The organism is Rubrivirga halophila (assembly GCF_046845755.1).
In the GTDB taxonomy this organism is placed as follows: domain Bacteria; phylum Bacteroidota; class Rhodothermia; order Rhodothermales; family Rubricoccaceae; genus Rubrivirga.
Window position 1 is genome coordinate 93521 of the sequence record NZ_CP177357.1, and the last position, 15746, is coordinate 109266.

The 15746-nt window shown below is 74.0% G+C and carries 4 protein-coding genes and 1 tRNA gene; 1 reads left to right on the plus strand and 4 read right to left on the minus strand.

The features are described from left to right. Positions 1–74: 74 nt before the first annotated feature. On the plus strand, positions 75–1808 hold the full coding sequence (locus ACLIRP_RS00410; RefSeq protein WP_412061974.1) for an amidohydrolase: 1734 nt from the start codon (positions 75–77) through the stop codon (positions 1806–1808). A 68-nt stretch (positions 1809–1876) separates the two neighbouring features. Here the strand turns inward: ACLIRP_RS00410 and ACLIRP_RS00415 are convergent. The 4 genes from ACLIRP_RS00415 to ACLIRP_RS00430 all read right to left on the minus strand — a co-directional run bounded on the left by ACLIRP_RS00415 (position 1877) and on the right by ACLIRP_RS00430 (position 15687). Then, positions 1877–1949, minus strand: a tRNA-Ala gene (locus ACLIRP_RS00415). Positions 1950–2186: 237 nt separating this feature from the next. Continuing rightward, a complete protein-coding gene (locus ACLIRP_RS00420) occupies positions 2187–6473 on the minus strand; it encodes a M36 family metallopeptidase (protein ID WP_412061975.1) in 4287 nt (1428 codons plus the stop codon). A 390-nt stretch (positions 6474–6863) separates the two neighbouring features. After that, positions 6864–11159, minus strand: coding sequence for a M36 family metallopeptidase (locus ACLIRP_RS00425; RefSeq protein WP_412061976.1), 4296 nt, complete (start codon positions 11157–11159; stop codon positions 6864–6866). Between the two features lie 253 nt (positions 11160–11412). After that, positions 11413–15687 carry a M36 family metallopeptidase gene (locus ACLIRP_RS00430; protein ID WP_412061977.1) on the minus strand — a complete coding sequence of 1425 codons (4275 nt, stop codon included), beginning with the start codon at positions 15685–15687 and terminating at the stop codon, positions 11413–11415. Between the last annotated feature and the right edge of the window lie 59 nt (positions 15688–15746).

The following is a 15746-nucleotide window of genomic DNA, read 5'->3' on the forward strand; positions in this document are numbered from 1 at the left end:
AGACGGGCGGATCGCGATCGGTCGATCGGCCGGGGCCTGCGGTGCGATGTTCCGATGCCTCCGCACCGCTCATAATGATCTCCGCCCCAAGGTTCGCCGTACTCGCGACGGTGGTCGTCGCCTTCGCTGGCGGCTGCCGGTCGTCCGCAGGCCCTAGCCTCATCCTGCACGACGCCCGCGTCTACACGTTGTCGTGGGCGGACCCCGATGTCGAGGGCCGCCCGGCTGCGGACGCGCCCGTCGACGGGGAGCGCTGGACGCCCGACGCCTCCGCCGTCGTCGTCCGGGGCGGCCGCATCGTGTTCGTGGGGAGCGACGACCAGGCGCTGGCGATGCGCGGGGCGGACACGCGCGTCGTCGATCTGGACGGCGCCGTCGTCGTGCCCGGACTCGTCGAGAGCCACGGGCACCTGCACGAGATCGGGGAGAAGGCCGAGGAGATCTCGCTCGTCGGCGTCCGCACCGAGGCCGAGATGGCCGAGCGGCTGGCGGCGGCGGACCGGCCCCAGGGCGAGTGGATCCTGGGGACGGGCTGGGACGAGGGCGACTGGGCCGACGCGCTCCCGGACCGCGCGTTTCTCGATGCGCTGGTCCCCGACCGCCCCGTGGTGCTGAAGGGCTTGCGAGGCTTCGGCACGTTCGGGAACGCGCGAGCGCTGGAGGCTGCCGGGCTCGGTCCGGCCACGGAGGACCCTGTCGGCGGAACGCTGGTGCGGCGCCCCGACGGATCGCTCACCGGCGTGCTGCTCAACAACGCCACCGACCTGCTGAACGACGCCGTTCCGCCCCGCTCGCTCGCACACAAGACGCGGATCCTGCGTCACGGAATGGACCAACTCCTGCGGGCCGGCTACGTCTCCACGCATCACGCGGGCGTACGGGCCGACTATCTCCCGGCGTACCAGGCGCTCGCGGCGTCGGATTCGCTGCCGATGCGCGCCGAGGTCCTGCTGGCGGTCGGCGTCCCGGGCGCGCCGGACGCGGAGGAGTGGACACGGCGCGGGCCGACGGCCGATCCCGAGGCGATGCTCCAGATCCGCGCCGTCAAGGCCTACTACGACGGCTCGCTCGGCTCGCGCGGGGCCAAGCTCCTCGAGGACTACGCGGACCAGCCCGGCCACCGGGGCGTCGCGGGCGCGGACTACGGGTTCGACCCCGGGGCGACGGAGGCGTTCATCGCGGCCGGGTTCCAGGCGGCCATCCACGCCATCGGTGACGCCGGCAACCGCGACGTCCTCGACTTCTACGAGGCGGTGTTCTCGCGCCACCCCGAGGCGCGCGCGCGGCGGCACCGGGTCGAGCACGCCCAGGTCGTCCACCCGGCCGACGTCGAGCGATTCGGGGCGCTGAACCTCGTCGCGTCGATGGAGCCGGGGCACGCCGTCGAGGACAGCCCGTGGGCCCAGGACCGGCTGGGGGCGGAGCGCGTGCGTGGGGCCTACGCCTGGCGTTCGCTCCGCCGGGGCGGCGCGCTCCTGATCTTCAACGCCGACTTTACCGGGACCGACTGGTCGCCGTTCTACGGGCTCTACGCGGCGACCACCCGCCGAATGAAAGACGGGACGCCCGCAGGCGGGTGGTACCCCGAGGAGGCGGTCACCGCCGAAGAGGCGCTCCGGGCCTACACCGTCTGGCCGGCGCGCGCGTCGGGGATCGGCACCCTGACGGGGACGCTGGAGACCGGCAAGTGGGCGGACTTCACCGTCCTCGACCTCGACCCGCTGAACGCGCCGGCCGACTCCCTGCTGGCGGGCTCCGTCGTGATGACCGTCGTGGGCGGGGCCGTCCGGTTCGAAGCGGACGGGTAGACCCTCGACGTCGCCCGCCGGGCGAACACGACACCGCCCCGCTGGCGGCGGCCGGCGGGGCGGGAGGGTGGAGCCAAGGAGAGTCGAACTCCTGACCTCTGCAGTGCGATTGCAGCGCTCTACCAACTGAGCTATGGCCCCTCGGTACCCCAGCCGTGGCCGGGGACGAACAGGATACCCGACCCGCCCGCCTGGCGCAACCGGGCCTCTGGGGACAATCGGTAAAGGCGGACCCGAAACGCCTCCGCCTCGCAAGCCGCCAGCCCGGCGTGGCCCTGCCCCCGGTGGCCCACACGCACCGTCCCGCCCTCATCAAACACGGCGGCCGCCCCCCAGAAGGGACGGCCGCCGCGGGCCTGCAGGGCAGGGGGTGGGGCGCTAACGCACCACGACCGCCTGGCGCACGATCACCTGTCCGAGCGCCTCGAGCCGCACCACGTAGACGCCGGCCGCGAGCGCGCCGCTGTCGAGCGTCGCCTCGTGGCGGCCGGCGCCGACCTGGCCGTCGGCCAGCACGGCCACCTGGCGGCCGCGCACGTCGTAGACGACCACGCGGGCGTTGCCCGCGTCCGGCATCGCGAACCCGATCCGCGCGGTGCCGGCCGACGGGTTCGGGGCGGGGGTGTCGAGCGCGAGCTCGGTCACGTCGCCGGCCGAGGCCATCGCGTCGCCGATCCGGAGCACGAACCGATCCGTCGCCGCGTCGCCGTCGGCGAGGTCGTTGAGCGGGGCCTCCTCGTGGGCGGGCTGGGAGACCGCGCGGAACGTGTACGAGCTCCGCATCCGGGTGTCGATCTCCTCACCGGTGGCGAGATCGACGAGCACGACCGGCAGGCCGGCCGGGAGCGTCTCGGCGTCCCAGCGGAGCGTCATCTCCGCCTCCGCCCCGCGAGTCTCGACGGCCAGCGGGATCTCCGACGCCGTGAACGGGCGGACGTCGTGGGTGGCAAAGACGCCCCCGACCCGGGCCCCGATGAGGGCGTAGGCGCGGGCTGGCGGCTGGAACTTCTCCATGTCCTCGTCCTCGGTGAACGCGGCCGACCCGGCGGCGTCGAACTCGATCACGAGCGACCGGTCGGCGAGGGCCCGGCCGGACTCCGAAGTGGCCGTGAGCGCGAAGGCGATCTCGGGGACCTCCTCCGTCTCGGCCGTCCGGGCCGGGCCGAACTCGGTCGCGCTGAACGGGATCGTCAGGTTGCGCGGGTTGCCGTTCGGACGCGGGCGCTTGGCCCGGAACCGGAACGCCTCCCACGGCTGGATCTCGTCGGGCGCGGTTTGCCACGCCGACGCGCCGTCGTTGTACGTGTACAGCCGGCGGCTCTTGATCCCATTCGCGCCCGGCCACGTCTGGTAGCCCGTGAGGTCGAGCGCCCGGTCGAACGGGTTGGCGAGGTGGTTGAACCGTGGGCCGTCCGTGTCGAGCGCGATCCGCGTGTCTTCCTCGTTGGGCGTCCGCGTCGACGCCAGCTCGAACGGGAGGGCCACCGAGACGGAGACGTTCGGGTCGCCGACGCCGTCGCGGTCGAGGAAGTACCACCGGAACGCCTTGCCATTGCGGAGCTTCTCCCCGGTCCCCGTCGACGGGACCCACTGGCCCGTGCTGTTGTCGTACGAGGTCCAGAGGTTGGGCTCCGCGAACGGGAAGTACCCGGGCACGCCGCGGACGAGGTTCTGCTCGGCGAGGTCGTCGATCTCGAGGCCGAGGACCGGCGAGCCGAGGTACCGTGGGCCGCGGCCCCCGTCGATGACGATGCTCGAGATGCCGTCGTCGGCGACGGTCATCGTGATCGGAATGACCGTCTCGGCCGCGGCCGGGTCGTTCGTCGTGATCACGAGGTCGGCCGTGTAGATCCCCGGGGGGAGCGGGCCGGCGTCGACCTCGATGAGGAGGTCGTCGGACTCACCTTCGGCGATCGACCCAGAGGTCGGCGACACCGAGGCCCACAGGTACGGCGCCTCGATGAGCACGGCGTAGTCGCTGACGACGCCCGGCTGGTTGTTCCACACCTGGAGGCCGATCGACGCGTCGGCGTTCTCGATCCCCGTGGTGTGGCTCGTCGGGATGGCCGTCGTGATCGTCGCGTACTGGAACTCGATGTCCCCGTCGTCGGAGAGGATCGCCTGGAAGGTGTGGTCCTCCCCGGACGACGGCGAGAACCGGCCGAAGTTGGTCCACTGGACCACGAACCGCCCGTCGGGCAGCGTCTCGTAGTACCCCGCGCCGCTCCGCAGGTGGAGGTCGTCCCAGTACGGGGCGATCAGGTCGTTGGGGTCGTTCGTGTTCGGGATCGGGTCGTTCGAGAAGTCGGACCCGTCGGTGCCGAAGGTGAGGTACCCGTTGGTGGCGACCCGGACATCGGTCTGGTCGACCCCGTAGAACGGGAACGCGAACGGCAGCGCGACCACGGCCGAGCCGTCGTCGGAGCTCGAGAACGCGATGGGGGTCCCGGTCCCCGAGATGTCCTGGAAGTTGACGGCCGGGCCGCCCGGGTCGTTCGAGTCGGTCCAGATGTAGCCGTACGCATCGGGGCCGCCGCCGAGCTCGTCGCCGCCCTCCGCGTAGTTGGTGATGGACGCCTCCCACGCGACGATCCCGTCGCCGGGCGAGCCGGTGTTGGAGATCGTCGCGGTGCCCGAGGCGGTCCCGCCGTCGAACACGTTGAAGGCGAACGACTCCGGGGTGATCTCGACGATCCCCGAGGTGATGGGGAGGTCGAACGCCTCGACGCCGTCGTCGGCGTCGAACGGCGAGCCCTGGTCGGCGGAGAACCCGAGGCCGCGCCGCGCGAAGGCCTCCCAGATGGCGTCGAAGTTGACGCCCTGGCCGGGGTTGCCGGCGTCGGGGTAGAGCGCGGCGTCGGCGGCCAGGATGGCGTCGCGCCCGTCGACGAAGCCCGGGTTACAGGGCTGGAGCTTCATCGCATCGGTCACGAGGTTCAGCGCGATCTGGTTGCCGGCCGTGCCGGCGGCGTCCCAGATGTCGGCGTCCCAGCCGTGGTCGTCGATGAGCTCCCAGGTCATCTCCCAGAGCATGGTCGCCCACACGAACCCGACGCCGTGCGGGACGGCGAGCGGCGGGAGGTCGCCGTAGGTGAAGGCGTTCTCGGCGAAGTCCGTCGAGTACGGGGAGGGCCGGATGCCCGGGCCGTCCGTCGCCTCGGCGAGTGCGTACGTGCCGATCCCGCGGCGCATCGGGCCGGTGTCGCCGACCTGCTGCGTGAACATCAGGCCGTACCAGTCGCTCCAGCCCTCGCCCATCTGCTCGGCGTTGTTGAGGCAGGCCGTCGTGAGCCGCCCGCCGGTCAGGCGGTTGGACAGGCCATGGACGTACTCGTGGACGATGATGCCCGCGTCGAAGTCGCCGTCGATGCGGGGGGTCGCCGTCGTCCACTCGAACATCTGCATCCGCGGGGGCGAGCCGTCGGACGGGGTGAACATGTTGGCGTTGTTCGTCTTGCCGGTGTCGGCCCCGTCCTGGGCCTCGGCCCGGACCCAGTCGGCACCGTCGCCGCCGTTGCCGTAGTTGTTCTCCTGGAAGTTGCCCGCGGCCTCATCGAACCCGTACTGGTACAGGACATCGTGGATCACGTTGTTCCAGTAGAACAGGTTGGTGACCGCGGCGTCGGTGTACGTCGAGGGGTCCATCGTGAAGTCGACCGGGAAGTCGAACGAGAGGCCGGCCCCGCCGTCGGGCGAGTCGGCCGTCGTGCCCGTGTTGTCGTCGGCGCGGTCCTGGTAGGCGCGGACGTTGTTGCCCCAGGTCACGGTGTGCTCGGCGCCCGAGGTGCCGTCGGTGTCGTGCCAACCGAAGGGCGAGGCGATGCCGTCGGCCGGGTCGGCCTCGAGCGTGCGGCCGTCACCGGGGGGCACCGTGCCGCTGTGGTTCGGGCTCTCAAACGGCTGCGGGAACACGCGGTACTCGTCGCTCGCGCCGCGGGCGGCGGGGAGCGCCGGCGCGGCGACCGTCCTGGCCGCCTCGACGAACGCGAGCGGCGTGGCCGCGGAGTGGGCCGTGCCGCCGGGGGCGTGCTCGAACGCGTCGCTCACGACCATGTCGAAGCGGCCGAGCTCAGCGCCGGTCCCCGCGTCGACGCGGACGACCCAGGCGTGCTGGGCGTCGGCCGTCGGCACGAGGGCCTCCCAGGCAAGCCGGAGCGGGTTCTTCCCGTCGGGCATGTACACCAGTCGGGCCTCGACCGGAATCCCGGCGACCTCGCCGAAGATCGTCCGCTGCGGGGCGCCGGGCTCGGTCGAGACCGGGGCGGTCGGCGTGCCCGAGGCGCCGACGAGCGCGGCCGCTTGGGCGACGGCGGCCGAGGCGCTCAGCGACGGGGACGTGGCGACGCCGGGGGCGTCGAGCCCGCGGACGAGCGCGCCCGCCGCGTGGACCACGTTGTTGCGGGGGTCGACGGCGACGGTCGCCGTGCCACCCACGACGTCGATCCCGCTGCGCCGCTGCTGGACGTACACGTAGCTCAGCCCGCTCCGCGAGGACTCGTGGCCGTCTGTGGCGAGGTCCGCGAGGTCCGCCGCGGAGGCGTCGGCCGTCGCGCGGAGGTAGTCGAGCGCCGCTTGTTCAGCGGAGGGCGAGAGGGGAGAGGACTGGGCAAAGGAGGATGCAGCCAGCCCTAGCGCGAGCGCGCTGGCGAGTAGGAAGCGAGTCATGGGTCAGGGGGTGACCTGGGGAAGGAGCGCGAGAAAATCCCGAGCAGCGAGACGGCGTCGACAGGCCGGCAAGGGCCCATGAGCAAACCGATGGCTCAGAAAGTAGAGGGGACGAAAACAACGGGCTCCGATGTGGTCCCCTCTCATGCGCGCCCCTCATTCGAGGTGCGCACCCTGCAGCGCGCCTCCACCCTCCACAGCGTTCACGGCCCCTTCAACGGCGTGATGCCTCCTCGGGACAGAAGGGAAGGGTTGTTTTCTAACCGTTTAACTCTCAGCTTCCTTCCCGGACCTGTCCCGGCGGCCTCGCCCCCTCCGCCGGCGCGGCGGCGGGGAGCGGGCGCCCAGGGGCCGCGCCGGGAAGGGCCGCTGGGCCCTCGCCGCGGCGCCTCAGCGGACGACGGCCGCGCGCCGCGTGACGACGGCGCCGGCCGCCTCGAGACGAACGACGTACACCCCGGCCGCGAGCCCGGCCGGGAGCGCCGCCTCGTGCCGCCCGGCGGCCACCGGCCCGTCGACCAGTACGGCGACCTTGCGGCCCCGCGCGTCGAACACGCTCAGCCGGACGGCGCCGGCCTCGGGGATCCCGAACTCGAGACGCGCGCCGCCCGCCGACGGGTTCGGCACGGGGGCCTCGAGCACAACGGCGGTCACGTCCCCGGTCGTCGCGAGCGCCGCCCCGATCCGGAGCACGAACCGGTCGGCCGCCGCGGCCGGGTCGGCGAGGTCGTCGAGCGGGACGTCGTCGAGCGCCGGGCTCGGCGCGAGCCGGAACCCGTAGCTCGACCGCGCCCGGACGTCGACCTCCTCGCCCGTCGCGAGGTCGACGAGCACGACGGGCAGCCCGGCTGGGAGCCCGCCCGCGTCCCACGACAGCGTCATCTCGGCCGCCGCGCCCCGGGCCTCGACCGCCAGAGGGACCTCGGCCGGGGCGAACGGCCGGGCGTCGACGGCCGCCAGCGCCCCGCCCACGCGGGCCCCGACGAGCGCGTACGCCGTGGCCGGGGGCTGGAATTTTTCCGTGTCCTCGTCGGCGTCGAACGCCGCGGTCGCCTCGGCGTCGAAGACGACCGCCAGCGAGGCGTCGCGGAGCGGCCGGCCGGACGCGGCGGTGGCCGACAGCGAAAAGCGGAGGCCGGGCGTCGGGGCGGCCGTCCGGGCCGCCTGCTCGGCGGGGACCCGGGCGTCCGAAGGGATGGTCAGCACGCGCGGGTTCCCGTTCCGGCGGGGGCCCCGGGCCCGGAACCGGAACGCTTGCCACGGGGCCACCGTCGTGGCCTCGGCCCACGTCGCCGTGGCCGGGTCGTACGTGTAGACCCCGGTGTTCCGCGAGAGCCCGCCCCCGCCCTGCCACGACCGGATCCCCGAGACGTCGAGCGGCTCGGCGAACGGGTTGGCGAGGTGGTTGAACCGGTTGCCCCCGGTGTCGAGCGGGACCCGGACGAACCGGTCGTTGACCGGGCGGCCGGTCGCGAGCGTGAACGGGAGGGCCCGGCTCTCGCTCACGGCGGGGTCGCCGACCCCGTCGCGGTCGAGGAGGTACCACCGGACCGCGCGGCCGAGCGGGAGCTCGTGTCCGGCGCCCCCGTCGGGGAGCCACCGGCCGGCGGCCGTGTCGTACCCGGTCCACAGGGTCGGCTTGGGGTGGTCGGGGAAGTACCCGGGCACGCCGCGGACGAGGTTCTGGGCCGCGAGGTCGTCGACGGTCATCCCGGCCGCGGGGGGCCCGAGGAACCGGGCCCCGCGGGCCCCGGCGATCACGACGGACGAGGTGGCCGTCGAGCCGCCGACGGTCAGCGTCACCGGGACGGTCGTCGTGGCGGCCTCGGGGTCGTTCGTGGTGACGACGAGGTCGGCCGTGTACGCCCCGTCGGGGAGGTCCTGCGTGTCGACGGCGACCGTGAGCGCGGCGCTCGCGCCCGGGACGACGTCGCCCGACACCGGGGCGACCGACGCCCACGCGGTCGGCGCGTCGAACAGGACGGCCTTGGCGGCCGTCACGTACGGCGCGTCGAAGACGACGCCCAGGCCGTCGGAGCCGGCTGCGTTCTCGATCCCGACCGTCGCGCGGTCGAGCGTGCCCGCCATCGCGTCGTACTGGATCTCAGCGGTCCCGTCGGCAGAGAGGACGAGTTGGAAGGTGACCGTCGTGCTCGCGTCGTTGAAGCGCCCGTAGCGGTCCCACTGGATGGCGAACCGGCCGTCGGGGAGGGCCGCGGCGTACACGACGCTGGACGCGCCGCCGTCGAGGTCGTCCCAGAACGGGGCGATGACGGCATTCGGGATGCCCGCGCCGGGGACGGCCGTGTTCGTGAACGTCTCGCCGACGAACGTGTCGTCGAACGTCACGAACCCGTTGGAGTAGACGCGGACGGACCCGTGCGGGGCCCCGTAGAACGGGAATGCGAAGGGGAGCGCGACGTCGGCGTAGCCCTCGTCGTCGGGGTCGTAGCCCGGGACGGCGGTGAGGGCGACGGGCGCGCCCGTCGCCGAGATGTCGGTGAACGCGACGGCCGGGCCGCCGGGCTCGTCGGAGTCGGCGAATGTGTAGCCGAACAGGTCGGGGCCGCCCGCGAGGGCGTCGGCGCCGTCGGGCTGCGAGAGGTTGGTGACGACGGCCTGGAAGGTGAGGGTGCCGTCGCCGGGGGCGCCCGTGTGCGCGAGCGTCACGTCGGCCGTGGCGGCCTCGCCGGCGCCGAGCGCGAAGGCGAGGGTGGGAGGCGTGATCGCGGCGACGCCCCCCGTGATCGGCAGGTCGAAGGCCTCGACGTTGTCGGCGTTCGAGGTCGACGAGCCCTGATCGGCGCTGACGCCGAGGCCGCGCCGCGCGAACGCGGCCCACAGAAGGTCGTGGTGGCGGCCGAGGCCGGGCCGCGCGGGGTCGGGGTAGAGCGCGGCGTCGGCGGCCAGGATGGCGTCGCGGCCATCGACGAAGCCGGGCGAGCACGGCTGGAGCTTCATCCCCTCCATCACGAGCGCGAGGGCGATGTGGTTGCCAGCCTCGGCGCCGAGGTTGGTGAGGTCGGGATCGAACCCGAACGCGTCGATGAGCTCCCACGTCACCTCCCAGAGCGCTGTGGCCCACACGAACCCGACGCCGTGCGGGATGGCCTGCGTCTGGGAGTCGGCGTAGGTGAAGGGGTTGATCGCGAGGTCGGTCGAGTAGGGGGCGGGGCGGATGCCGGCCCCGGTCGTCGGCTGGTCGAGGGCGTACGTGCCGATCCCGCGGCGCGTCGGGCCGGTGTCGCCGACCTGCTGGGTGAGCATCAGGCCGAGGTAGTCGCTCCAGCCCTCGCCCATCTGCTCGGCGTTGCCGAGGCAGCCCGCCTGGGCGGGCCCGCCGGTGAGCCGGTTCGAGACGCCATGGCCGTACTCGTGGACGACGATGCCCGCGTCGAAGTCGCCGTCGATGCGGGGAGTGCCGGTCGTCCACTCGTACATCTGCATCCGGGGCGCGGAGCCGTCGGCCGGAGTGTACATGTTGGCGTTGTTGGTCCCGCCGCCGTCCTGGGCCTCGGCCCGGACGTAGTCGCCGCCGGCCCCGGCGCCGGAGTAGTTGGTCTGCTGGAAGTTGCCCGCGGCCTCGTCGAACCCGTAGAGCGCCGTGAGGTCGTGGATCACGCTGTTCCAGTAGAACAGGTTGGTGACCGCGGCGTCGGTGTACGCCGAGGGGGCGAGCGTGAGGTCGAGCGGGAAGTCGAACGAGAGGGCGGGCCCGCCGTCGGGCGAGTCGCTCACCGCGCCCGAGTTGTCGTTGGCGCGGTCCTGGTAGGCACGGACGTTGTTGCCCCAGGTGATGGTGTACTCGGGGCCCGCGACGCCGTCCGTGTCGTGCCAGCCGAACGGGGAGGCCGCGCCCGCGGGCTCGACGACGAGCGCGCGGCCGTCGGCGGGCGGGGCGGTCGGCGCGTGGATCGGGCTCTCGTAGGGGGCGGGGTACACGCGGTAGCTGGCCCCGTCCGCGGCGACCGGGGCGGCCTCGACGAACGCGAGCGGGACCGCGGCGGCGCGCCGCCCGACCCCCGCCACGGCTCGGCCGGCCGTCGGCGCGGCGTGCTCGCTCACCACGAGGTCGGCCGCCGAGAAGACGAGGCCGTCGATGGCGTCGAGCCGGACCTGCCACACGTCGTCGCCGCCGGGCGTTGGCACGAGCAGCTCCCATGCGAGCGCGACGCCCTCGCGGGGCCGGGCCGCATAGACGAGCCGGGCCGTGACGGGCACCCCGGCCACGATCGCGAACGTCGTCTCCTGCGCCGGGCCCGCGCCCGTCGCCACGGGCGTCAGCGGCGGGACCGGCGCGCCGACGGAGTGGGCCGCGAGGCGAAGCGCGGCGGCGACGTCGACCGCGGGGGCGCTCGTGCCCACCAGCCCAGGCACGAGTGCCCCCGCCGTGTGGACCACGTCCCCGTGGGCGTCGACGGCGACCGTCACCTGGCCGTCGACCACGTCGATCCCGTCGAGCCGCTGCTGGACGTAGACGTAGCTCAGCCCGCTCCGGGCGCTGCGGTGGCCCGCCGTCACGGCGAGCTCGGCCACGTCCGCGGCGGTGAGCCCGAGGGCGGGGGCCGTGGCGCGGAGGTGCTCGAGCGCGGCCCACTTGGCGAAGGGTGCGAGCGGCGCCGACTGCGCGAGGGCGGGGGCGGCGAGGGCGAGCGCGAGCGCGGCGGCCCAGAACAGGCGGGTCATCCAGGAGCGGGGAACGGCCGCATATGTGCGGCGGGGTCGGTGAGGCATCGGCGGGAAGGTAGCGGCGCGGGGCGGGCACGTGGGGATCGGGCGGCGTTGGTCGCCGCGATGGGTCGGTATCGAGCCGAAATTGCAGATCTGTAGCAGGCGCCCCGGCCGGACGGCCGAGGGCCCGGCCGGACCGCTCCAGCCGGGCCCTCGCGGCACGCACGGCGGCCGCGCCCTGGTATGTGCGCCCCCGGCCGCCGTGCCCTCAGCGCACGACGGCCGCCCGGCGCGTCCGCACGGCCTCGCCCGCCGTCAGGCGCACCACGTAGACGCCCGCCGCGAGGGCGGCGGGGAGCGCCGCCTCGTGGCGCCCGGCCTCGAGGGTCCCGTCGGCCAGCACGGCCACCTCGCGACCGCGCACGTCGAACACCACGAGCCGCGTGGCGGCGGCCTCCGGGAGCGTGAACCGCACGACGGCCCCGCCAGCCGACGGGTTCGGGGCGGGCGCGTCGAGGGCCACCTCGCGGACCGCCTCGGCGTCGGCGAGCGCCTCGCCGAGGCGGAGCACGAACCGGTCGGCCGCTGCGGAGGGGTCGGCGAGGTCGTTCACCGGGACGGTGTCGAGCGCTGGCGCCGGAGCGACCCGGAACGCGTAGCTCGACCGCGCGCGGACGTCGATCTCGGCGCCGGTCGCCAGGTCCACGAGGACGACCGACAGGCCCGTGGGGAGGGCGCCGGCGTCCCACGACAGCGTCATCTCCGCGGCCGTCCCGCGCGCCTCGAGCGCCAGCGGGATCTCGGCGGGCGCGAACGGCCGGGCGTCGATGGCGACGAGCGCGCGGCCGGCGCGTGTGCCGAGGAGGGCGTACGCCGTCGCCGGCGGCTGGAGCTTCTCGACGTCCTCCTCGATGTCGTACGCCGCGCCCGCGGCCGGGTCGAAGCGGAGCGCGAGCATCCGGTCGCCGAGGCGGCGGCCGGTCGCGGCGCGGGCGTCGAGCCGGAACGTGAGCCCCGGCGGCGGTGCGGGCGCGGCAGCGCGGCCCGCGAGCGGCCCGGCGGCGCTCGCCGGGATGATGAGGTAGCGCTGCTTGCCGTTGGCGCGCGGGCCCCGCGAGCGGAACCGGAAGTCGTGCCACGGCGCCAGACTCGGCGGCGACGGCTCCCACGAACTCAGCGTCGCGTCGTAGCTGAAGAGCCCGCCCAAGATGGCGAACCCGCCGGGCCACGTCGACGCGCCGGTCAGGTCGAGCGGCTCGCCGAACGGATTCGCAAGGTGGTTCCAGCGGTTGCCCGACGTGTCGAGGCGGAGCCGGACGTCGGCCGTGTTGAGCGGGAGCGGGGTCGCGAGCGAGAACGGGAGGGCCACGCTCTGCGACACGGCCGGGTGGCCGATCCCGTCGATGTCGGTCATGAACCAGCGGAACGCCTTGCCGAGGGGCAGCACGTCGCCGGCGCCGGCGCCGACCTCCCAGCGGTTGGTCGCCGTGTTGTACTCGGTGAGGAGCGTCGGGTGGGCGTTGGCGGGGTAGTACCCGGGCACGCCACGGACCAGGTTCTGCGCGGCGAGGTCGTCGACGGTGAACCCGTCGGCGGGCGGCCCGAAAAAGCGCGGCCCGCGCGGGCCCGTGACGAGCGTCGCGGCCCCGCCGCTGACCTCCATCGTCACGCCGACGAGCTCCGACGTCACCGGGTCGTTCGTCGTGATCTGGATGTCGGCCGTGTAGACCCCGTCGGGGAGCCCGCTCGCGGCGACGTCCACGGCGATCGCTTCGGCGCCGCCCTCGGGGATCGAGACCCCGAACGGGGAGGCCGTCACCCACGGGATCGGCGGGACGATCAGGACGGCCTTCGCCGAGGCCACGTACGGCCCGTCGACGACGACCTCGAGCCCGTCGGTCCCGGTCAGGTTTTCGATCCCGACCGTCGCGCTGGTCAGCGTCCCCGTCATCGTCTCGTACTGGATCTCGATGGACCCGTCGGGCGCGAAGATGAGCTGGAAGGTGAACGACGAGCCGCCCTCGGGGAACCGCTCGACGTCGTCCCACTGGATGGCGAACCGGCCGTCGGTGAGGAGCCCGACGTAGACGACGCCCGCGTCGCCCGCCAGGAGGTCGTCCCAGAACGCGGCGACGATGCCGTTCGGGAGGGCCGCCGAGGGCAGCCCGGAGTTGACGAACGTGTCGAGCACGTGGGGCTTAAAGGCCACGAACCCGTTCGTCGAGACCTGCACGGACGGCTGCGGCGCGCCGTAGAAGTCGAACGGGAACGGGAGCGCCACGTCGGCTACGCCCTCGTCGGTCGGGGGGAACCCGCCGGTGGGCGCGAAGGCGACGGGCGTGCCGGTCCCCGAGATGTCCTCGAACCCGACCGTCGGCCCGCCGGGCTCGTCGGAGTCGAGGAAGGTGTAGCCGAAGTCGTCCGGCCCGCCGGTGAGCGCGAGCGGGGCCGGCTGGTCGGTCCGCGTCACGACCGCCGTGACCTCGGCGACCCCGTCGCCGGGCCCGTTCGTGTTCGTGACGAGGATCCCGTCGCCAGCGGTCCCGCCGGGTGGGACGATGAACGTCAGCGGCGGGACGTCCACGTCGACGGTCCCCGGCGCGAGCGGGACGTCGAAGGCCTCGAGGTTGTCGGCGTTCGTCGTCGACGAGTTCTGGTCGGCCGACCACCCCAGCCCCCGCGCCGCGAACGCGTCCCAGATGAGGGCGTGGTGGACGCCGAGCGCCGGGAAGCCAGGGTCGGGGAAGAGCGCGGCGTCGGCGGCCAGGATCGCGTCGCGCCCGTCGACGAAGCCCGGCGAGCACGGCTGGAGCTTGAGCCCGTCGGTCACGAGCTGGAGGGCGACCTGGTTGCCCGCGCCGCCCGTCGCGTCGTAGAGGTCGGGGTCGTAGCCGAGCAGGTCGATCAGCGCCCAGTGCACGTCCCACAGCATCGCCGCCCACACCGAGCCGACGCCGTGGGGCGCGATCTCGACCAGGGTGTCGCTGTAGGTGTGCGGGTTGGTGCCGGTGTCGGTCGAGTACGGGTGCGTCCGGATGCCCGGGCCGGTCGTCGGCTGGTCGAGGACGAAGGTCCCGATGCCGCGGCCGTCGGTCCCGAGGTCGCCCGCGTCCTGGGTGAAGGCGAGGGCGTAGTAGTCGCTCCAGCCCTCGCCCATCTGCTCGGCGTTGTTGAGGCACGTCGCCTCCGACGCGCCGCCGGTCAGCCGGTTGGTCAGCCCGTGGACGTACTCGTGGACGATGACGCCGGCGTCGAAGTCGCCGTCGATGTCGGGCGTGGGCGTATCCCACAGGTACATCTGCATCCGGGGCGGCGAGCCGTCGGGGGGCGTGGCCATGTTGGCGTTGTTGGTGTCGCCGCCGTCCTGGGCCTCGGCCCGGACGTAGTCGCCGCCGCCGGGCCCGGCGCCGTAGTTGGTCTCCTGGAAGTTGCCCGCGGCCTCGTCGAACCCGTAGTGGTAGAGGATGTCGTGGACGATGTTGTTCCAATAGAACAGGTTGGTGACCGCGGCGTCGGTGTACGTCCCCGGCTCCATCGTGAAGTCGACCGGGAAGTCGAACGTGAGCGAGGCCGTGCCGTCGGGCGAGTCGCCGGGGTCGGCGGTGTCGTCGTCGGCGATGTCGTCGTAGGCACGGACGTTGTTGCCCCAGGTGACCGTGTGGTCGGGGCCGGAGATGCCGTCGGTGTCGTGCCAGCCGAGCGGCGAGGCCGTGGGGTCGAACGGGTCGCTCTCGAGCGTGCGGCCGTCGCCCGGCGGGGGCGTCCCGCTGTGGGTCGGGCTCTCGAGGGGGAGCGCGAAGACCCGGTAGTCCTCGCCGGCCCCGCTCCCAGGCCGGGCGGTCGCGGCGGTCGCATCGGGGGTCACGAACGGGGCCCACGGCCGGGCGGGCCGCCGCGCGATCGGCGCGACGTGCTCGCTCACGACCAGGTCGAGCCGCGCCAGCTCGGCGCCGGTCGCGGCGTCGAGCCGGACGATCCAGACGTGGCCGCGCATCGGGACCTGGGCCTCCCACGCGAGCGCCACGCCCTCGCGCGCCAGCGGCACGTACACCTTGCGGGCGTACACGGCCATCCCCCGCGCCTCGCCGAACGCCGTCCGCTGCTCGGCACCGGGCGCGACCGACCGCGGGGTCGTCGGGATGTCCGCGGCGCCGACGCGCGCGGCGGCCTCGGCGAGCGCCTGCTCGGCCGAGAGCGCCGCGGCGTGCCGCGACACCGGCGACGCCAGCCGCGGCACGAACTGCCCCGCGGCGTGGACCACCTCGCCGCGCGCGTCGACAGCGACCGTGGCGATCGCCTCAGCCACGTCGACCCCGCCGTGCCGCTGCTGGACGTAGACGTAGCTCAGCCCGCTCCGCAGGCTCCGGTGGCCCGCGCTGACGGTGAGGTCGGAGACGTCGGCCGCGGTGAGGCCGTGGGCCTGGGCCGTGGCCCGGAGGTGGTCGATGGCCGCGGCCTCGGCCCCGGGTCCGAGGGGGACCGACTGGGCGCCGACGGCGGCGGCGAGTCCGAGGGCGGCGGCGAGCGTGAGGAGGCGGCGCATGACGGCAGGGCTGTTTCAGAGACACCGCCGGGGCGCCGCGCGCGCGACCTGTCGAAGAC

Bases quoted from the DNA above. Each gene is read 5' to 3' on its own strand.
- ACLIRP_RS00425 (WP_412061976.1), bottom strand. From the start codon at position 11,159: ATGACCCGCCTGTTCTGGGCCGCCGCGCTCGCGCTCGCCCTCGCCGCC.
- ACLIRP_RS00410 (WP_412061974.1), top strand. From the start codon at position 75: ATGATCTCCGCCCCAAGGTTCGCCGTACTCGCGACGGTGGTCGTCGCC.
- ACLIRP_RS00420 (WP_412061975.1), bottom strand. From the start codon at position 6,473: ATGACTCGCTTCCTACTCGCCAGCGCGCTCGCGCTAGGGCTGGCTGCA.
- ACLIRP_RS00430 (WP_412061977.1), bottom strand. From the start codon at position 15,687: ATGCGCCGCCTCCTCACGCTCGCCGCCGCCCTCGGACTCGCCGCCGCC.